The organism is Planococcus halotolerans (assembly GCF_003289955.1).
Lineage (GTDB): Bacteria > Bacillota > Bacilli > Bacillales_A > Planococcaceae > Planococcus > Planococcus halotolerans.
The window spans coordinates 332811-353534 of record NZ_QLZR01000002.1; the positions used below are offsets into that span (position 1 = coordinate 332811).

Genomic DNA, 20724 nt, shown 5'->3' on the forward strand with positions numbered 1-20724 from the left:
TATTATTCCTCTTCTTCGACAATCATTTCATCTTTATAATCAAATGTGACTCTTCCAAGATATTGATTGCGGATATCACGGATAATCGCTTCGGCCGTCATTTCATAATCCACTTCACCGTCGTGTGCAACAAAACGGCGTTTCTTCGCAATGTGGTCAAAGGTATGGACAATTTCTTCGTCTACATGATCGATACCATATCGTTCTTTCAAACGTTCCGGATATCGCTGCTCCAAAAATTTAAGGGCATAGATGGCCAATTCCTGCATTTGGATGACCGAATCTTTGATGGCTCCGGTTACTGCCAATTTGAATCCGGTTTCCGGATCTTCAAACTTTGGCCATAGAATTCCCGGTGTATCGAGCAATTCTATTTCTTTGCCGACTTTAATCCATTGCTGGGCTTTTGTGACGCCAGGCATGTTGCCTGTTTTCGCCAGGCTTTTCTTGGAAAGCCGGTTGATCAGCGTCGACTTTCCGACGTTTGGAATGCCCACAATCATAGCACGGATTGCTCTCGGTTTAATCCCTTTGGCAATCATGCGATCCCATTTTTCAGCCAAAATCTCTTTGGAAGCTTTCGTGACGGCTTGCAGTCCCTTGCCTTCCAGTGAATTGATGGCCACTGCGCGTGTCCCCTGCTCTTCAAAATAGCGGATCCATTTTTTCGTTTCTGTATCATCTGCCATATCCATCTTATTCAGAATGATTAATCTCGGTTTTTGTTGTATCACCTGATCGATCATTGGATTACGGGAGGATAGCGGAAGCCGCGCATCAACCAATTCAAATATGATATCGACTAATTTCAGTTTTTCAGTTACTTCTCTCCGGGCTTTCGCCATGTGACCCGGGAACCATTGTATCGTCATAAAACCTCTCCTTAATTGACAAGTCCCGCTTCTTCAAAAGGCCAAAATACAAAACTCGTATTGCCGACCACTTCTTCCATCGGAACTACCCCGATAATCCGGCTGTCCTTGCTCGCCCGTCGATTATCGCCCATTACAAATACCGTTCCTTCCGGTACTGTGCTGGAATTTATTTTTTCTTCCAATGTAAAGTCTTCTGTCAATGTACCACTGACATCTTTTTTGTAATCATCAAGATACGGCTCAGCCACCGGCTCGCCGTTAATATATAATTGGTCATTTTCATAAGCGATGTGATCACCCGGCAAGCCGATGATCCGCTTGATATAATCTTTTTCTTCAGGCGCATGAAAAACGATGATGTCGAACCGGTCAGGTTCTCCAATGTTATAGCCAATCTTATTGACAATCATTCGGTCGCCGTGTTCCAGCGTCGGCATCATCGATTCCCCATCGACCACGATCGGCGTAAACAGGAAAACCCGGATAATTGCCGCTAAACCAAATGCGATCAATAAAGCCTTAGACCATTCCCACACTTCGTTTTTCTTTTTCGCTTCTGATTCCATGCGCGTTCCTCCCTAAGCTTTGTGCTTTAATTGTACAAGGATATGTGCATTTAAGCAAAAAAGAAAGAGGGCGCGGACGCCCTCTTTCTGCATTGCAATCTTATCTGATTTCTTTGATGCGAGCTGCTTTACCGCGAAGGTTACGCAAGTAGTACAGTTTCGCACGACGAACTTTACCGCGACGGGTAACTTCAAGTTGAGCAATTTTTGGTGTGTGTACAGGGAATGTACGTTCAACACCAACACCGTAAGAGATTTTGCGGACAGTGAATGATTCACTGATCCCGCCTCCACGACGGCCAATGACAACTCCTTCGTATACCTGAATACGTTCGCGTGTACCCTCGACAACTTTAACGTGGACGCGGACAGTATCGCCAGGACGGAAATCTGGATGATCCGTACGAAGCTGTTCTTTTGTGATATCTGTAATAATGTTTTGCATGGTTTTCTCTCCTTCTACAGATGCTCTTGCAGTCAATCTGTCGCCGCAGCGGAACACCGTGATCCTGTACTTCACATAAAAGTACAGACTCCATGTTATCACTGTGCGCCTTCAGATGCAAGAGTTAATCTTCGATTATTTTCTATTCTTCAAGTCGTCCAAAATCTTCTTCTGGGCATCCGTCAGCTCGATTTTTTCGAGCAGATCGGGACGCCGTTCGAGCGTTCTTTTCAAGGTCTGCTCTTCGCGCCATTTATCGACTTTGCCATGATTGCCTGATGTCAGAACGTCCGGCACTTTCCATCCTCTGTAGTCAGCCGGCCTTGTATATTGCGGATGTTCGAGGAAGCCGGTCGAGAAGGAATCCTTAACCGGTGAATCGGCATTGCCAAGAACACCTGGAAGCAGACGGACGACACTGTCTATGACCGTCATCGCCGCAAGCTCTCCACCTGTTAAAACGAAATCGCCGATCGAAATCTCATCAGTCACCAGATGCTCCCGGATCCGCTCGTCGTATCCTTCGTAATGGCCACAGATAAAAATCAGTTCATCTTCTTTTGCGAGCTCTTCCGCTTTTTTCTGCGTAAAGCGCTCACCTTGCGGGCACATCAGAATGACGCGTGGCTTTCCTTCGCCGGAGAGCGCTTCTACGGCGTTGAATACCGGTTCCGGCTTCAATACCATACCAGCCCCGCCGCCAAACGGATAATCGTCCACCTGGCGTTTATTGTCGGCATAATCCCGGAAATCTGAAACAGCAAATGAGACTGCTCCTTTTTCCTGGGCTTTCTTCATCATCGACTGATTGAACACACCTTCGAACATCGGCGGGAATAATGAAAGAACATTTATCTTCATTCGTTCAACAAACCTTCCATAACTTCAATCGTCACTTTTTTCTCTTCCACATCAATGTCCTTTACGACATCTTCGATATAAGGTATATAATGCTTCTTGCCGGCAGCAGGCGTAACTTCCCACACATCGTTTGCTCCGGTCTCAAGAATTTCCGTGATTTTGCCCAGCTCACGGCCTTCTTCGGTGAAGACTGTGCAACCCAGAATTTCGTGATGGTAGAATGCCCCTTCTTCCAATTCCGTCAGGTCATGTTCAGCAATCCGCAGATACGAATCCTTGAACTCTTCCACCATATTGATATTCGGATAGCCTTCGAATGTCAGCAATTCAAAATTTTTGTGCTGCCGATGGCTGGCTACTTGGACCATAATCGGCTTTTTGGCATCTTTTTTAAAAAGGCCAAGTTTCGTTCCTACTGCAAAACGTTCCTCCGGAAAATCGGTACGGGATAAAACTCGGACTTCTCCACGGATCCCGTGAGTATTCACGATTTTCCCAACATTAAACCATTCCACACGCAAACATCCTTTCGTTTTCGGGTTTCTTCTATAAAAAATATATCAGTAATAGAATAAAATAACCGCTTTGGCGCTATGGACAGTGCAAAGATTATGCTCCTGCGCACTGCTCGTCGCAAAGGTTAAGCCACCTCCGTATGGCGAACCTTGCCTCCCGCAATAAGCCGAGAAGAGCACTCGTCTTATTGCTCCGGCCAGTCCGGAGTCGCGCCTTTGCTAAGGTCCACTTCTAGAGTTGAAGTGAAGCACCAATGACTCCTACAGTCTCAGCGTAGCGTTGAGCACCCACTCGGATGATGGTCCGAGTTCGTTTCTGAAAACCACTTCAGCACGAGAAGGATTTCTTAGATATGGAGCAAAACAACGAAGACTCCTGCGGCTTAGCGACACGACCGATACACCGCAGGGAGCGCAGCGGACGAGGAGGATTGGGCGGGAGCCCGCTGGAAAGCGAAGCTGTTTTGCGGAATATCACTTATCTAAATTTAATATCAGCTATTCCAAGAAAAAAGGAAGGAACCGGGGCTCCTTCCTTTTACTCAATCCACAATATCGAGGTAAGTTTTTTTCTTATGATGATTGCCTGCTGCTGAATACACGATGGCACGGATGGCTTTCGCCACACGACCTTGCTTACCGATCACTTTCCCTGTATCTTTTTGATGCACGGAAAGCTTATAGACAATACGGCTATTATTTTCGTCAATTTCAATACGAACTTCTTCCGGATGATCAACCAGCGGTTTCACAATGGTTTCAATCAGCTGCTTCATAAGAAAATCTCCCTTACTTGTTTAATTTGTCGTTATGGAATTTCTCCATAATGCCGTTTTGAGAAAACAAGTTACGAACAGTATCAGATGGTTTAGCACCATCATGAAGCCATTTCAACGCCAATTCTTCGTCGATTTTAACTTCAGCTGGAACTGTCAGCGGGTTGTAAGTACCTACTGTCTGGATTTGACGGCCGTCACGTGGAGCACGTGAGTCAGCTACTACAATACGATAGAAAGGAGATTTTTTTGCTCCCATACGTTTTAATCTAATTTTTACTGCCATTTCTTAAAGCACCTCCGAATAGTTTCACACAAGATATTATATTAGCAAGCTTTAAATAGTTTGTAAAGTATTTTTTCTTAACACCTTAAAAAATTATTTGAAAAGCGAGTCCAGGCCTGGCATTGACATCTTCTTCTTGCCTTTTTTCGAGTTCATGCCGGACATTTGTTTCATCATTTTCTTCATATCTTCAAATTGTTTCAACAGGCGATTGACATCCTGAATAGACGTTCCAGATCCACGGGCAATTCGTTTTTTCCGGTTCGCATTGATGATTTCAGGCGTTGTTTTCTCCTGTGTCGTCATTGAATAGATAATGGCCTCGACACGGCCCATTTGGCTTTCATCCACTTTTGCATTTTCCAGCCCTTTGATTTTATTGGCGCCGGGCAGCATTTTCAGGATTTCATCCAATGGCCCCATCTGTTTCACCTGATCCAGCTGTTCCAGGAAATCATCGAACGTAAATGAAGACGTACGGAATTTCTCTTCCAGCTGTTTCGCTTTTTCTTCATCGACATTGGTCTGCGCTTTTTCAATCAGGGACAGCATATCGCCCATTCCGAGAATCCGCGACGCCATACGTTCTGGATGGAATACATCGAGTGCATCCATTTTTTCCCCCATACCGACGAATTTAATCGGTTTTTGGGTAACAGTACGGATTGAAAGTGCGGCACCGCCTCGTGTGTCGCCATCAAGTTTCGTCAGAACAACGCCGGAAATGCCGATTGCTTCATCAAAGCTTTGTGCAACATTGACAGCATCCTGCCCCGTCATCGCATCGACCACGAGGAAGATTTCGTCCGGTTCTTTCAATGCACGAATATCTTTCAATTCCTGCATCAACGCTTCATCCACATGCAAACGGCCGGCGGTATCAATAATCACCGTATCGAGATGCTCCGCTTTCGCATGTTCGATCGCCTGGCGTGCAATTTCGACAGGAGATATATCTGTGCCTTTCGAAAATACCGGAATCGTCAGCTGCTTGCCGATTGTTTCCAGCTGCTGGACCGCTGCCGGACGATAAACGTCAGCCGCTACCAAAAGGGGTTTACGGTTATGCTTTTTGCGCAGTAAACCCGCCAGTTTTCCTGTGGTGGTCGTTTTACCGGCACCTTGCAGGCCGACCATCATGATGACAGTTGGCTGCTTGGTCGAAAATTCGATTTTACTTTGTTCGCCGCCCATCAATTCCGTCAATTCGTCCTTGACGATTTTCACGACCTGCTGGCCAGGTGTCAAGCTGTCCATGACATCCGAACCGGCAGCACGTTCGCTTACTTTTTTAACAAATTCCTTAACGACTTTTAAGTTAACATCCGCTTCGATTAAAGCGAAACGGACTTCACGCATCATTTCCTTAACGTCTGCTTCAGACACTTTACCTTTGCCCTTGATCTTTGTCATGGTGCCTTGCAGGCGTTCGGATAAACCTTCAAATGCCATTCGTTCCGCCTCCTAATCCCATTCTTTCAGTTCACTGAGAAATTTATGGATATTTTCATCAGTGAATGGGTTTTTTTCAAATGAAGAAACCAGTTCCTGCCGACGTTGAAATTTATCGAACAGCTGGAGCTTTGCTTCGTATTCCTCAAGCATCGCTTCCGTGCGGCGTATGTTATCGTAAACCGCCTGGCGCGTAATATTGTATTCTTCAGCTATTTCACCTAAAGAATGGTCATCCAAATAATACAGCATCATATAACTGCGCTGTTTTGGCGTCAGCAATTCCTGATAGAAATCGAATAGATAATTCATCCGTGTCGTTTTTTCCAAACCCATCATTTCTGCTCACCCCGTTCATACTACACACAACATTACTGAAAATGAAATCAACCGTCAAGTAATTTTACTTGTCTGATGAATCCTCTTCCAATTCTTCTTCCTTATCCAAACCTTCAGCAAACAAGCCATATACATATTTCTGTGGATCGAATGGCTGTAAATCATCCATTTTTTCACCGAGGCCGACAAATTTGACGGGGATTTTCAATTTATTGCGGATTGCCAGTACGATACCGCCTTTTGCGGTGCCGTCCAGTTTAGTCAGTACGATACCAGTAACTTCCGTTACTTCTTTAAAAGTCTGTGCCTGGATCATCGCATTCTGACCGGTTGTAGCATCAAGTGCCAACAGCACTTCATGCGGAGCTCCCGGAATTTCACGCCCTAACACGCGGTGGACTTTTTCCAATTCATTCATCAAATTGACTTTGTTTTGGAGACGTCCCGCAGTATCGCAGATTAAAACATCCACACCGCGTGATTTCGCCGAACGCACTGCGTCATACATGACCGCTGCCGGATCGGAACCGGCGGCTTGCTTCACGACATCCACACCGACACGCTGTCCCCAGACATCCAGTTGTTCGATTGCTCCGGCACGGAATGTGTCACCGGCAGCAAGCATGACGGTTTTGCCTTCATTTTTCAGGCGATGAGCTAATTTACCGATCGTCGTCGTCTTGCCGACGCCGTTTACCCCCACCATCAAAATGACGGTCAAGCCATCGACAAAATTGATTTCATTCAGTTCAGGTTCCCCTGCCTGGTATATTTCAACCAACTTTTCAGAGATGACGGATTGTACGTTCGAAGTGTCCCGCACGTTTTTGCGCTGGACTTCGTAACGCAATTCATCCATCAATTCGAGAACCGTTTCAAAACCAACATCCGCCTGCAACAGGACTTCTTCAAGCTCTTCGAAGAAATCCTCATCCACTTTGCGATATTTAGCTACTAAATCGTTGATTTTTGACGTGAATCCTGTACGGGTTTTCTCCAAACCCTCTTTATATTTTTCTGTCGATTCTTCCTGTTCGGTATTGCCAGCAAATTTATCTTTCAGCTTTTTGAAGAAACTCACCTGATCACTCCTCTGTTTATAATTGTTCCTGCAGTTTTACGGAAACGAGCTTCGATATGCCTGATTCCTGCATCGTGATGCCGTATAGGACATCCGCGCCTTCCATTGTCCCTTTGCGGTGCGTAATGACGATAAATTGTGTATCTTCACTGAATTTCTTCAAGTATTGGCTATAGCGCACAACATTCGATTCGTCGAGTGCCGCTTCCACTTCATCGAGAATACAGAACGGTACCGGACGGATATTCAAAATGGCAAATAATAAGGCAATCGCTGTCAACGCCCGCTCGCCGCCGGATAACAGACTGAGGGTCTGCAGTTTCTTGCCGGGCGGCTGTGCGATGATTTCCACTCCGGTTGCCAGCATGTCCTGCGGATTGGTAAGCACAAGATCTGCAGAGCCCCCGCCGAATAATTCCTTGAAAACACGCTGGAATTGCGTGCGGATGGCATGGAAAGTTCCATCAAAACGCGTCGTCATTTCTTCATCCATTTCGCGGATGACCGTACGCAAGGTCTCTTTTGCCTCGTTCAGATCGTTGCGCTGTTCGGTCAGGAAGCTGTGGCGTTCCTCTACATGCTCGAATTCCTCGATGGAGCCGATATTGACTGGCCCCAGTTCTTCAATTGACTGCTTCAGCAATTTAACTTTCTTGCGCACAACTTCTTCTTCATCCGCCAGTTCAAATTGCACCGCCTGTTCAAGTGTTAATTCATAATTATTTTCCAATTGTCCGATCAGATTCTGAATCTGGACATCCAGGCGCGTAGCCTTCACTTCACAGATGCGAATCGCTTCCACAAAGCCCTTATGAAGGCGCTGGATTTCTTTTAACTCTTGTTCCAGTGCAATCAATTGGCTTTGGTTTTGTAGACGGCTTTCTTTTAATCCGCTGATTTTCTGCGTTCCGTCCTGTTTCTTCCTGGACCATTTTGCAATTTCATCAATAATTTCTTCATCAGAATAGACTTTCGCGGCTTCTTCTGATTGGAGCCATTCCAGTTCTGATCGGATTTCTGACAGCTTACGGTCGCTTTTCTCCTTGCGCACAAGCAGTTCAGCTTCACTGTCCGTCAACTGATTTACCCGTTCTTTCATAACAGCAAGCTGAGATTTCCGGTCCGCATATTTCACCAGGACGGCATCCCGTGCATGTTCGTTCTGCTGTTTGAACTGCGTCAATTCCTCAATTCTTTCTGAAGTACCTGAAAGTTCTGCCGTAATCTCACCAAGGCGGTTCGAAGCGGTTTCTTTTCGGAGTGTGACTGAATTCAGATCGGACCCCTTATTCTTTTGCTCGGCCTGAAAGACTTTATAACGCTCTTTCGTGGTATTGAGCACCGCATTGATTTCCCGTAATTTCATTGCACGTTCGGATTCAAGGTCACGATATTTCTCGCCTTCTGAACGCAGATCATTCAATTTCCGCTCTGTATTGTGAACTTCCGACTGTTCTTTTTGCACCGTTTTTTCAGCAAGGGCAATCGTCTGTTTCAGTTCTTTCGACTGGACAAGCAATTGCTCAAGTTCCGCTTTCCTGGTGAAAAATGAAGCCTGGGTTTTATTGGCACCGCCGGTCATCGAACCTCCGGCATTGACGATATCCCCTTCAAGCGTCACGACTCTATAGCGATTCCCGGTAAGTTTGGCAATTGCAGTTGCCCCTTTCAGGTCATCCGCAATAATGACATTACCAAGAAGGTTCTCAATGATCATACTGTAAGCAGAATCGTACTCCACCAGCTCAAACGCAATTTTAATAAACGCCGGATGTTGCCGGATCGACGATAAGGTATGTTCCGGAATGGTTCTCGGCTTCATGACTGTCATGGGCAGGAATGTGGAACGCCCCGCTCTTTTTTCACGAAGGAAATGAATCGCCTTACGAGCGTTTTCTTCGTTGTCTACGACTATATGTTGACTGGAAGCCCCAAGTGCCGTCTCGATCGCTTTGGCATAATCCTGGTTAACCTGGGCAATCTCTGCCACAGCCCCCACAATACCCGTCAACTGATTCTTTTCACGCGCCTGAAGCACTTCCCGAACACCTTGGAAAAAACCTGAAAAATCGGCTTCCAGTTCCTGCAGCGTCTCGATTCTTGAGTCCAGCTGCTTTTGCGACTGATAGGCCTGAAACAGCATATTTTGCTTTTTATCAAATTGGTCTTTTATTTGCTGGTAGGTATTTTCTGTTTCACGGTATAGCCGGCGTTTTTCCTCAAGAAGCCTTTTGATCGTTTCGTGCTTCTGCTCCGCTCCCTCTCTTTCCCCTTCGAGCTTCTGGAGTTCACTGCTGAAATCCTTTTGCTGCAGGGCTATTCTGCTTGTAGATTCTGATAACTGCTGCTCTTGCAGATCAATGTTCTTCAATTCATTTCTGACAGTTGCCTGTTCATTCATCAATTCGATATAGAGGGATTTAAAGGATTCGATTTCATTTTCGATATCTGCTGGCGTTCTGCTCAATTGTTCTTCCAGCTGTCTGATGGAATCCTTGATTTTTTGCTGTTCGGCTTTTCTCTCTTCCAGCAATCTTAACTGGTCCTGGTGTTTTGTTGCCAGCACCTGATTTTCTGCCAGTTCGGCCTCAAGACTTTCCTGCAGCCCTTTAGCCTGCCGTTCCGCATTATATTTCTTCTCGGACATCAGCAATTTGCGGCCTTCCCATTTTTCCGTTTCGGAACTGGCTTCGATCAAACTGCTTTGTTCCCTGTCTATTTCAGCATCTAGCTCTGCAATTTTTTTGCGAATAGTGGACACTGATTGTTCTTTTTCTATTATTTCTTCGGCCAAATCCTGTTCTTTGGTGCTTTGTTCAGCAGCATCACTGCCGAGTTGTTCAAGCTCCAGCTTTAATCGACTGGCATCAAATGCCAATAATGCAATATCCGCGTCTTTAAGCTCTGCACTCATATCCAAATAATCCCTTGCAGCGGACGCCTGGATTTGAAGCGGTTCCATTCTGCCATCCAATTCATGAAGAATATCTAGGACACGGTTCAGGTTTTCGTCTGTTTCGTTCAGTTTCACTTCGGCTTTTTTCTTGCGCTGCTTGTACTTCAGCACGCCTGCAGCTTCCTCAAAAATTGACCGGCGTTCTTCAGCTTTGCTGTTGAGGATTTCATCGACGCGGCCTTGTGAAATAATTGAAAAGGCTTCTTTGCCAAGCCCCGAGTCCATGAACAGATCTGTAATATCCTTTAAACGGCAATTTTGCTTATTTAAAAGATAGGCGCTTTCCCCACTTCGAAAAACCCTTCTCGTTACGCTTACTTCGCTGTAATCGAGAGGGACACGTCCATCCGTATTATCCAAGACCAAAGTAACTTCGGCGAAATTCAAGGGTTTGCGTGAATCACTGCCGGCGAAAATGACATCTTCCATCTTTCCGCCGCGCAGGGATTTAGCGGACTGTTCACCGAGGACCCAACGGATCGCGTCGGTTACATTACTCTTTCCGCTGCCATTCGGGCCCACAACTGCTGTAACTCCGGGAACGAAATCGATGCCGATGCGATCAGCGAACGACTTGAATCCCATGACTTCCAATCTCTTCAAAAACATTCTCTAGTCCTCCATTGCTTCCTGCAATTTACGGATTGCCAGCTGAGCTGCCTGCTGTTCCGCTTCTTTTTTGGAACGTCCATTTCCGACACCCAATTCTTTATCAGCCAAAGTGACACGCGTTACGAATATGCGGCTGTGCGCCGGCCCTTTTTCATCGATAATTTCGTAGCTCAATGCTCCGGAATTTTTCTGCTGCACAATTTCCTGCAGCTGGCTCTTATAATCCATCACATGCGAAAAAGCACCGATCTCCACTTTAGGGAAAAGAATTACTTCCAGGAATGAAACAACCGGTTCCAGCCCCTGATCCAAATACAAAGCCCCGATAAATGATTCGAAAACATCAGCAAGAAGAGCCGGGCGTGTTCTGCCGCCAGTCAGTTCTTCGCCTTTGCCGAGCAAAATATATTTGCCGAAATTCAGTTCATTCGCAAATAGGACAAGTGACGGTTCACAGACAATGGATGCCCGAAGTTTCGTCAATTCGCCTTCACTCATGTCGGGATATTTCATATAAAGATAATGGGAAACCGATAATTCCAGAACGGCATCGCCCAAAAACTCGAGGCGCTCGTTATCCGTGAATTTTTTTCTTCGATGCTCATTCACATAAGATGAATGAGTGAAAGCCTGATAAAGCAGTGCAGGATTGCGGAAGTTGACATCCAGCTCTTTTTGCAGCTGGTCAAAAGCATTTTTCACACTTTCTTTCAGCACTCCCGGCTTTTGTTGGTTGAGGTTTTTTTTCATTGCCATTTTTATCTGCCTTCCTATGTTGTTCTTCCGTCAATTTTACCTGTTTTTCAGCTTTAACGCAAAAATAGAATTGACGCATAACCGCTTTAGCTGCAAGCGGTTATGCGTCAAGTTCGTTTCATCGTAATTAGTTTTAAGCTTGTTTTTTCTCAATGTAAGAAACTGCGTCTCCTACTGTAGACATGCCTTCTGCATCTTCATCAGAAATTTCCATGTCGAATTCGTCTTCAAGTTCCATAACCAATTCTACTACGTCCAATGAATCCGCACCAAGGTCTCCTGTGAATGAAGCTTCAAGTTTCACTTCGTTCTCTTCTACACCTAGACGATCCACGATTACTTTTGTTACTCTCTCCAGTACTGTTGCCAATGTCGTCACCTCCCCTCAATGCAGTATACAGAAATATAAATTACATGACCATCCCGCCGTCAAGGTGCAGCGTTTGTCCAGTCATATACGAAGCTTCATCCGAAGCCAGGAATAAGGCGGCTTTCGCCACTTCTTCCGGTTTGCCGAAACGGCCAAGCGGTATCTGCGACATCATCGTCTTTTGAATGTCTTCATTCAATTGATCCGTCATGTCAGTCGTGATGAAACCTGGTGCCACTGCGTTCGCAGTAATTCCACGGCTTGCCAGTTCACGTGCTGTTGTTTTCGTCAATCCGATGACACCGGCTTTTGATGCGACGTAGTTTGCCTGTCCGGCATTGCCCATCACTCCAACGATCGATGCAATGTTGACGATGCGGCCGGAGCGCTGTTTCATCATCTGGCGCGTTACGGCTTTTGTGCACACGAAGACACCTTTTAAATTGGTATTAATGACATCGTCCCATTCATCATCTTTCATCCGCATCATCAGGTTATCACGCGTAATCCCTGCATTGTTCACAAGAATATCAACGGTGCCGAACGTGGTCATTGTTTCGTCGACCATCGCCTTGACAGCATCTGCGTCCGCTACATTCGCTTTTACTGCGATGGCTTTGCCGCCATTTTCGTTGATCGCTTCAACCACTGCTTCCGCTTTTTGCTGGCTGCCGCTGTAATTTACTACAACATTCGCTCCAGCTTGTGCAAAACGTTTTGCGATTTCAGCGCCGATGCCTCTTGAAGCACCTGTTATTATTGCTGTTTTGCCTGTAAGGTCGCTCATTTTTTCAGCTCCTCTATCGCTTTTTCGCAGGATTCCAAATCGTTGACCGGTAATACAGTAACTGAACGGTCAATTTTTTTCACTAACCCGCTCAATACTTTCCCGGGACCGATTTCCACAAATACCGTCACGCCCAGTTCGATCATTTTGCGCACCGATTGTTCCCATAACACAGGTGAATGCAATTGGCGGACAAGAAGGTCCTGAATCTGAGCAGCATTCGTTTCGGTTTCCGCTGTTACGTTAGCTACAACCGGCACATTGGCATTCATCAGAAAAGCCTTGCTCAGAACTTCCGATAAATCCTGGGATGCCGGACGCATCAACTCGGAGTGGAAAGGCCCGCTCACTTCCAGTGGAATCGCTCTTTTTGCACCGCTTTCTTTAGCCAGCCTGCAAGCTTCCTCGACACCGGCTTTCGTTCCAGAAATAACAATCTGTCCCGGGCTGTTCAAATTGGCCAGCTGGACGACACCAGTTGTATCCATCACGTGGTTCGTCACTTCTTCAAGTTCTTTTGCGTCCATTCCAAGAATGGCAGCCATTGTGCCTTCTCCAGCTGGTACTGCGTCATTCATGAACAGGCCGCGTTTATGCACGATTTCCACTGCATTTTCAAACTTCATTACGCCAGATGCAACCAAAGCACTGTATTCCCCGAGGCTGTGCCCTGCGGTGTATGAAGGTACAATTCCTTCGCGCGCCAATCGTTCAGTGATCATACAGCTAACCGTCAGCAACGCTGGCTGCGCATTATATGTAAGTGTAAGCTCTTCAGCCGGCCCCTCCAGCATCAGAGTGGATAACTTCATGCCGAGAACTCTATCCGCTTCGTCAAAAAAACCGCGGCTTCTGTCGTCGCTCAAAAAGGTTTCGCCCATTCCGACTGTCTGGGAACCTTGTCCCGGGTAGATAAATGCTATTTTCGTCATTCTGACTGCTCCTTTTTCAACGTGTTGTATATAGTGCCAGTCACATCGAATTCTATCATCGTGCGGGTCTGGCGGATTGCATTGAAGAATGCGGTGCTGTTTGAGGAACCATGCGCTTTTATGACTGGTGCCTTAAGGCCGAACAACCCCGCTCCGCCGTATTCGCTGTAATCCAGCATGCCTTTTAATCCCCGTATATCCTCTTTTACAAGAGCAGCCGCCAATTTCGTTTTCATCGAAGACATGAAAACATCTTTGATCATTGCAAAAACATTCATCGCTGTGCCTTCAATCGTTTTCAACACCATATTCCCTGTGAAACCGTCCGTTACGACTACATCAGCCACGCCGTTCAATAAATCACGGGATTCGACATTGCCGACAAAATTGATTGGCGCTTCTTTCAATAGAGGGAAAGCGGCTTTCGTCAGGTCATTCCCTTTTTTCTCTTCTGTTCCGATATTCAGCAAGCCGACAGTTGGATTCTGTATGCCTCGTACTTTTTCGGCATAGATGCTGCCCATAATGGCGTATTGAACAAGATGCTCCGGACGCGCTTCTGCATTTGCCCCCATATCCAGCATGACAAAACCTTTGCCGTCAATGGTTGGCAGTGTCGGCGCCAAAGCAGGCCGGTCGACACCTTCGATACGGCCGACGATAAACAGCCCTGCCGACATTAATCCGCCCGTATTCCCGGCTGAAACACAAGCATCCGCTGTGCCGTCTTTTACCGCTTGCGCCATTCTGACCATTGACGCATCTTTTTTTCTTCTGACAGACCGCACTGGGTCATCTTCTGCTTCAATAATCTCTTCACAATGAAAAACAGTCAGCCTGTCGTGGTCTTTTAAAAACTCCTGCATTTTTTCCTGGTGGCCGAAAAGCTGGATCTCCAAGTCCTTGAATTCCTCCAGCGCCTTGAATGCACCTTCAATTATTTCTTTCGGGGCGTTGTCTCCACCCATCGCATCTACTGCTATTTTCATCCTGCTTCACCTTCACTTTGTTCCGTCATTCGATACATTTCAAATGTACCGATAAAAACTGTCACCTGGTCCACCGTTGAAACGACTTTTACAAACGCACGATTCTTTTCCGGCTGCCTGTCGATGACGGTGGCTTTTGCCACGATACGCTGTCCTGCCTTAACCGGCCGCAAAAATTGCAGCTCCGATTTTACAGTCAACGCCAGATCTTCATTCATGATTGCTACGGCCAGTGAATTGGCTTGGGCAAACAAGTGATGCCCCCTGGCAATCTGATTGCGCTGGAAAACATGTTCCGGTTTGACATCGAATATTGAAATCGCTTTTTCGTCCAACTCAATATCAATGATTTCTCCGATCACTTCATCTATTGGAAGTGATTTCACTTCGTCTTCGAAAGTCCTTACCGCTACGTGCTTTATTCTTTCGCGCAGTTCGGGTATCGATAATTCCATCCGGTCGAGCCTGATTGTCTGCACGCTGACATCGAATTCAGCCGACAATTCCTCATCGGTCACGAACGGGTTTTCATTTATCGATTCCTTTAACGCTGTTTGCCGTTCTCTTTTTGTTCTTTTCACATTGTCACCGCCCGCTATTAGCACTTGGTACTAATATCAGTATATGGTCTACAAAAAAAGAATGCAAGAGCCAATGAACAGCTCCTGCATTCTTAATCCAGCCTTGCCATTGATAACGCACCGGATTCCTCCAGCATGTTCCGTAAGCATTCGGTTTCACTGCTTGTCCAGAACTCGTCGCTATTGACCAGGCTTTCGGCATCTTTTCTGGCCGTTTCAAGTGCACGGTAATCATGGATCAGATCGGCCATTTTAAATTCCGGAAGGCCGCTTTGTTTCCTGCCGAAGAAGTCCCCTGGTCCCCGAAGCTTCAAATCCTTCTCCGCCAGCACAAACCCATCATTTGTTTCGGTCATTGATGTCATTCGTTCTTTACCGACTTCAGTTTTCGGATCTGCCAGCAAGACACAATAGGATTGTTCGCTGCCTCGTCCTACGCGTCCCCGAAGCTGATGCAATTGTGACAAGCCGAATCGTTCTGCGTCATAGATCAGCATGAACGACGCATTTGGCACATTGACTCCCACTTCAACGACTGTGGTCGAGACCAAAACAGCAATCTCCCCTTCAGTGAAGGAACGCATCGTTTCTTCTTTCTCATCAGAATGCAGGCGGCCGTGCATCAAACCGACCGTATATTTGCCGTGGAAATAACTTGATAACTGGCTGTATAGCTCGATTGCATTTTGGAAGTCGAGTTTATCCGACTCTTCGATCAGCGGACAGATGACATAAGCCTGTCTTCCGGCAGCAAGTTCCTTTTCCATCCGACCGACGATTTTCCCGAACATATCCTTCTTCATCCAGAATGTCTGAATTTCTTTTCGGCCGACCGGCATCTCATCGATTACAGAGACATCCATCTCACCAAAAGCCGAAATGGCTAACGTACGGGGAATCGGCGTCGCGGTCATAAAGAGAACATCCGGGTTATAGCCTTTGTCTTTCAATACTCGCCGCTGGTCAACACCAAAGCGGTGCTGCTCATCTGTGATTACGAGCCCGAGCTTTTTGAATTGCACATCCGGCTGGATAAGTGCGTGGGTGCCGATCAGGATATCGATCTGCCCTGCTGCCAATTGGTCAAGAATTAGCTGCCGCTTCTTGCCCTTTACTGACCCGGTCAACAAGGCGATTGTCACAGGAAACGGTTCAAACCACTCCGCCAGCGTATTGGCATGCTGCTCAGCCAATATCTCAGTCGGAGCCATCAGCGCTCCCTGCAGACCGGCAGTCACAGTCGCATATAAGGAAATGGCCGCGACCACGGTCTTGCCAGACCCTACATCCCCCTGCAAAAGCCGATTCATCCGGAACGGTTCTTTCATATCTTTGGATATTTCATTGACGACACGTTTTTGCGCCTCGGTCAATTCGTATGGCAGGGACTGCACAAAATTGCGGACCTTATCAACATCATAATCAATGAATGATCCGCCTTCCTCTTCACGGTTCTTTTTGCGCAAGGCCTGCATTTTTAATTGGAACATCAACAGTTCTTCGTACACAAAGCGTCGGCGGGCCTGTTTCAGCGATTCGCCGTCCGGCGGAAAATGAACCCACTCGAGTGCTTCTGTAAGTGGCGCCAATTTGTATTCCGCCAAAAATTTCGATGGAATGCATTCCTCAAGGTCGTCTTTTGCCAAATCGAGTGCCTGGCGCATCAATTTACGGAACGTCTTCTGATGCATCGAACCTTTCAGGCTGTAAACCGGTTCAAAATCGGCACCATCTGTACGGGGACCAAGCGAATGATTTGAAACGGTGATAATTTGTCGCCCACGGTCCCATTTCCCGGTCAACGTAACGATTTCTCCGATATGCAATTTTGTTTTGACGTAATGCTGGTTAAAGAAAACCGCTTTGATCAAATGGCGGCCGACCATCACCTGGACTGTCGTACGCGATTTATTTTTTCCTAAAAAAAGGACGGAAGGCTCGCTTTCGACCCTTCCCTCCACAGTTACACGCTCATTATGCGGTGTATCCACCAGATCCTTCAGCTGAAAATCTTCATGGCGGTACGGAAATGTCATGATCAAATCATGGATCGTTTCAATGTTCATTTCCTTCAAAGTTTCAGCTGCCTGTTTGCCGACGCCCTTCAGGACAGCGACAGAATCTTTACCTGCCACTGCCGACTACCGATCCGCCGAAAATTTTCGATTCCAGCCATTTGCCTGTAGGTGTAGCCGCGAGTCCGCCTTTCGCGGTTTCCTTTAACGCACTCGGCATCGACTGGCCGATTTCAAACATCGCACCGATAACTTCATCAGTTGGGATGCGACTGGTTACGCCGGCCAAAGCCATATCTGCTGCCACAACAGCATTTGATGCGCCCATGGCATTCCGTTTCACACAAGGAACTTCCACTAATCCTGCAACAGGATCACAAACCAGTCCGAGCATATTCTTCATCGTGATGGCAAATGCTTCCGAACTTTGCTGCGGTGTGCCGCCAGCCATTTCCACAATCGCGGCTGAAGCCATTGCCGCGGCTGAACCAACTTCCGCCTGGCATCCGCCTGCTGCACCGGAAATCGAAGCGTTGTTCGCAACGACAAATCCGAATGCGCCGGAAGTGAACAAATAACGGATCATCTGTTCACGCGTCGGTTTCAATTGGTTCTTGACCGCAAACAATGTACCCGGTACAACGCCTGCAGAGCCTGCAGTCGGCGTAGCGCAGATTGTGCCCATCGCTGCATTCACTTCATTGGTCGCAACCGCTTTACTGACTGCGTCAAGCATCAGAGTGCCTGACAACGAGTTGCCTTTTTCAATATATGCCTGCAGCAATACAGCATCTCCGCCGGTAAGGCCTGAAACAGAATGTACACCTTTCAACCCTTTTTCGACCGCTTCTTCCATCACAGTCAGATTGCGTTCCATCTGAACCATGATGTCTTCACGGGAACGCTGGGTAATAAGCATTTCCTGTTCAATCATAATTTCTGAAATCAATTTATTTTCATTTTCTGCCCGTTCAACCAATTCTTTAACGTTACGGAATAAAACATCCATTAATAGTTCCTCCTGTTCAATCAGCGATCCTTGTCACTTGCGTAATGTTCGGCAGCTGCCGCAATTCGTCCATTATGGACCGCTCTACGGTCTGGTCCACTTCGATGACCATCAATGCCATTTCGCCTTTTTGGCGGCGGGAAACTTCCATGTGGCCGATATTGATATCGTATTTATAAAGACAGTTGGAAACGTTTGCAATACACCCCGAGCGATCATCATGGACCACTAGGATCGCAGGATGATTTCCTGAAAGCCGGAGTGGAAAACCGTTCAGCTCAGTAATTTCGATTTTGCCGCCGCCGATTGAAATTCCTACCATCGACATTTCAGAATGGCTGTCACCTACCACTACCCGAGCTGTGTTCGGATGGTCTGTGTGGCCGGTTTCCGGAATAAATTCAAACTCCATACCGGCCTCTGCCGCTTCTTCAAAAGAAGTTTTGATGCGTTCATCGTCTGTATCGTAATCCAGCAGGCCGCCAACGATGGCGACATCTGTGCTGTGTCCTTTATAAGTTTCGGCGAAAGAGCCATAGAGATGAATCTTTGCCCAAGCAGGCTGCCGCCCGAAGAGGTCCCTCGCTACTCTGCCGATGCGGGCAGCTCCCGCTGTATGTGAAGATGACGGACCGATCATGACCGGGCCGATTATATCAAAAACAGATTTGAACTTCATGGCTCAAACCCCTTTCTCTCAATTTGCGTATAGCTTCAGTTTACACGATATGGATGCTTTAGACAAAGATAATAAAGCTTTCAGCCTACGTGCATAAGCCATTGTCCTGTCTTTTTGAAAAAATAAAAATCCGGCGCAGAAAAGGATGAACCTTTTCCGCGCCGGATTATAAACTCTTTTGATTATTCCACTGAAATAATATAAGGATAAAGCGGCTGTTTACCGTTATGGATTTCAACTTCCACCTCGTCATTCAGCGACTCGATGTATTCACCAAGTTTTTCTGCGTCTTCTTCAGTAACGTCTTCTCCGTAAAGAATTGTTACGATTTCAGAATCAGCGTCAATAAGCTTCTTGGCCAATTCTTCAGTTACGCTCTCCAGGCTCTTATCGGATACGACGATTTTGCCTTCAGAGATACCCATGAAATCATCTTTCTTAATGGTGATTCCATCAATCGATGTATCACGGACTGCAAATGTCACCGATCCTGATTTCACATGCTGTGAAGCACCGGCCATGGTTTCGCGGTTCTCTTCGACCGACGCCGATGGATTGAATGCCAATAAAGCGGCCATTCCCTGAGGAACGTCTTTTGTTGGCACGACAGCAGCTTCAATTTCAAGAATTTCTGCAGCCTGTTCCGCAGCCATGATGATGTTTTTATTGTTCGGTAAGATCAGGACGCGTTCTGCGGAAACCGATTTGATGGCGTTGACGATATCTTCTGTAGACGGGTTCATTGTCTGGCCGCCTTCGATGACATAAGATGCGCCGATGCTGCGCAATAGTTCTGCAACGCCTTCGCCCATCGCTACCGTTACAACTGCGTATGGATGAACCGCTTCCTGCTTTTTGCCTTCTTTTTTGAAGTCTTCCCCGACAATATCGATATGCTGCTGGCGCATGTTCTCAATTTTCATACTGATCAGGCTGCCGTAATCCTGGCCATATGTAAGGACTTTTCCTGGATCTTCCGAGTGAATATGGATTTTCGCCACTTCGTCGTCAGCGATGACAAGAAGTGAGTCGCCGTAAGCACTGAGATCCGTACGGAATTCTGCTTCGTTGAATTCTTTTTTGCCGTCTTCAAATTTCACCATGAATTCTGTGCAATAGCCGAATTCAATATCTGCCGTGTCCATGAAACCGGCTATGTTTTTATGATGCTCTGCACTGACCAGGTCATTCATGGAATTATTGACGTGCTTCTCAGGCAATTCTTCACCTTTCAGGCTTGCCAAAAATCCTTCATATACATAAACAAGACCTTGGCCGCCACTGTCGACCACTCCCACTTCTTTCAGAACAGGCAAAAGATCTGGCGTCCGTTCTAGTGAAGCTTTGGCTTCTGTAACGATTCCTTCAAAAAGGACGATAATATCCGTTTCATCCTTTGCCAATTCCATTCCTTTGGCTGCTGAATCTTTTGCGACCGTCAGGATTGTGCCTTCAACCGGTTTCATTACTGCTTTATAGGCAGTTTCAACCCCATGCTGAAAAGCCTCAGCCAATTTCGAAGCCGATAACTCACTTTCATTCGCAATCGATTTGCTGAAACCTCTGAATAATTGGGAAAGGATAACACCGGAATTTCCCCGCGCTCCCATCAAAAGGCCTTTTGACAGGGCAGAAGCCGTTTTGCCGATATGCTCCTGCACATTTGCATCTGTCTCTTTTGCTCCAGATGTCATGGATAAATTCATGTTCGTTCCCGTATCGCCGTCAGGCACCGGAAAAACGTTTAATGCATCTACATAATCCGCATTCTGGAACAAATGATGAGAACCCATCTGTACCATTTCGGCGAATTTAATTCCGTTTAATGACTTCATAACCGCT

General features: G+C 46.6%; 21 protein-coding genes. All 21 read right to left on the reverse strand.

What is annotated here, in order from left to right; genetic code table 11:
* Positions 1-2: 2 nt before the first annotated feature.
* The 21 genes from ylqF to DP120_RS06415 all read right to left on the reverse strand — a co-directional run bounded on the left by ylqF (position 3) and on the right by DP120_RS06415 (position 20717).
* On the reverse strand, positions 3-872 hold the full coding sequence (gene ylqF / locus DP120_RS06315) for a ribosome biogenesis GTPase YlqF (protein WP_112222811.1): 870 nt from the start codon (positions 870-872) through the stop codon (positions 3-5).
* Between the two features lie 11 nt (positions 873-883).
* Positions 884-1441 carry a signal peptidase I gene (gene lepB, locus DP120_RS06320; RefSeq protein WP_112222812.1) on the reverse strand — a complete coding sequence of 186 codons (558 nt, stop codon included), beginning with the start codon at positions 1439-1441 and terminating at the stop codon, positions 884-886.
* Positions 1442-1541: 100 nt separating this feature from the next.
* Positions 1542-1886, reverse strand: coding sequence for a 50S ribosomal protein L19 (gene rplS, locus DP120_RS06325; RefSeq protein ID WP_112222813.1), 345 nt, complete (start codon positions 1884-1886; stop codon positions 1542-1544).
* Positions 1887-2021: 135 nt separating this feature from the next.
* A complete protein-coding gene (gene trmD, locus DP120_RS06330; RefSeq protein ID WP_112222814.1) occupies positions 2022-2747 on the reverse strand; it encodes a tRNA (guanosine(37)-N1)-methyltransferase TrmD in 726 nt (241 codons plus the stop codon).
* On the reverse strand, positions 2744-3262 hold the full coding sequence (rimM, locus tag DP120_RS06335; RefSeq protein ID WP_112222815.1) for a ribosome maturation factor RimM: 519 nt from the start codon (positions 3260-3262) through the stop codon (positions 2744-2746). Before rimM ends, trmD begins: the two co-directional genes overlap by 4 nt.
* A 542-nt stretch (positions 3263-3804) precedes the next feature.
* Complete coding sequence (locus tag DP120_RS06340; RefSeq protein WP_112222816.1) at positions 3805-4038, reverse strand: KH domain-containing protein; 234 nt, start codon at positions 4036-4038, stop codon at positions 3805-3807.
* Positions 4039-4051: 13 nt separating this feature from the next.
* Positions 4052-4324 (reverse strand): 30S ribosomal protein S16, encoded by a 273-nt coding sequence (gene rpsP / locus DP120_RS06345; protein ID WP_033543714.1) that lies wholly within the window; start codon positions 4322-4324, stop codon positions 4052-4054.
* Between the two features lie 93 nt (positions 4325-4417).
* Positions 4418-5776, reverse strand: a complete 1359-nt coding sequence (gene ffh, locus DP120_RS06350) for a signal recognition particle protein (protein ID WP_112222817.1) — start codon at positions 5774-5776, stop codon at positions 4418-4420.
* Between the two features lie 12 nt (positions 5777-5788).
* Positions 5789-6112, reverse strand: coding sequence for a putative DNA-binding protein (locus tag DP120_RS06355; RefSeq protein WP_112223260.1), 324 nt, complete (start codon positions 6110-6112; stop codon positions 5789-5791).
* A 67-nt stretch (positions 6113-6179) separates the two neighbouring features.
* Positions 6180-7196 carry a signal recognition particle-docking protein FtsY gene (ftsY, locus tag DP120_RS06360; protein WP_112222818.1) on the reverse strand — a complete coding sequence of 339 codons (1017 nt, stop codon included), beginning with the start codon at positions 7194-7196 and terminating at the stop codon, positions 6180-6182.
* Between the two features lie 16 nt (positions 7197-7212).
* Positions 7213-10761, reverse strand: coding sequence for a chromosome segregation protein SMC (gene smc, locus DP120_RS06365; RefSeq protein WP_112222819.1), 3549 nt, complete (start codon positions 10759-10761; stop codon positions 7213-7215).
* 3 nt (positions 10762-10764) lie between these two features.
* Positions 10765-11520 (reverse strand): ribonuclease III, encoded by a 756-nt coding sequence (gene rnc, locus DP120_RS06370; protein WP_112222820.1) that lies wholly within the window; start codon positions 11518-11520, stop codon positions 10765-10767.
* A 133-nt stretch (positions 11521-11653) separates the two neighbouring features.
* A complete protein-coding gene (locus tag DP120_RS06375; protein WP_033543709.1) occupies positions 11654-11890 on the reverse strand; it encodes an acyl carrier protein in 237 nt (78 codons plus the stop codon).
* 40 nt (positions 11891-11930) lie between these two features.
* Positions 11931-12677 (reverse strand): 3-oxoacyl-[acyl-carrier-protein] reductase, encoded by a 747-nt coding sequence (fabG, locus tag DP120_RS06380; protein ID WP_112222821.1) that lies wholly within the window; start codon positions 12675-12677, stop codon positions 11931-11933.
* The gene (gene fabD / locus DP120_RS06385) at positions 12674-13609 is read right to left on the reverse strand and encodes an ACP S-malonyltransferase (RefSeq protein WP_112222822.1); all 936 of its coding nucleotides are present in this window, start codon (positions 13607-13609) and stop codon (positions 12674-12676) included. Before fabD ends, fabG begins: the two co-directional genes overlap by 4 nt.
* Positions 13606-14598 carry a phosphate acyltransferase PlsX gene (plsX, locus tag DP120_RS06390; protein ID WP_112222823.1) on the reverse strand — a complete coding sequence of 331 codons (993 nt, stop codon included), beginning with the start codon at positions 14596-14598 and terminating at the stop codon, positions 13606-13608. Before plsX ends, fabD begins: the two co-directional genes overlap by 4 nt.
* On the reverse strand, positions 14595-15179 hold the full coding sequence (gene fapR, locus DP120_RS06395) for a transcription factor FapR (RefSeq protein WP_112222824.1): 585 nt from the start codon (positions 15177-15179) through the stop codon (positions 14595-14597). The genes plsX and fapR overlap by 4 nt, the downstream gene beginning before the upstream one ends.
* Before the next feature lie 92 nt (positions 15180-15271).
* Positions 15272-17314, reverse strand: a complete 2043-nt coding sequence (recG, locus tag DP120_RS06400) for an ATP-dependent DNA helicase RecG (protein WP_112222825.1) — start codon at positions 17312-17314, stop codon at positions 15272-15274.
* Complete coding sequence (gene sdaAA, locus DP120_RS06405; protein ID WP_112222826.1) at positions 17304-18203, reverse strand: L-serine ammonia-lyase, iron-sulfur-dependent, subunit alpha; 900 nt, start codon at positions 18201-18203, stop codon at positions 17304-17306. Before sdaAA ends, recG begins: the two co-directional genes overlap by 11 nt.
* A gap of 16 nt (positions 18204-18219) precedes the next feature.
* Entirely contained in the window at positions 18220-18882 is a 663-nt protein-coding gene (gene sdaAB, locus DP120_RS06410) for an L-serine ammonia-lyase, iron-sulfur-dependent subunit beta (protein WP_112222827.1), read from the reverse strand.
* 182 nt (positions 18883-19064) lie between these two features.
* Positions 19065-20717: a DAK2 domain-containing protein gene (locus tag DP120_RS06415; protein WP_112222828.1), complete on the reverse strand. Its 1653-nt coding sequence runs from the start codon at positions 20715-20717 to the stop codon at positions 19065-19067.
* Between the last annotated feature and the right edge of the window lie 7 nt (positions 20718-20724).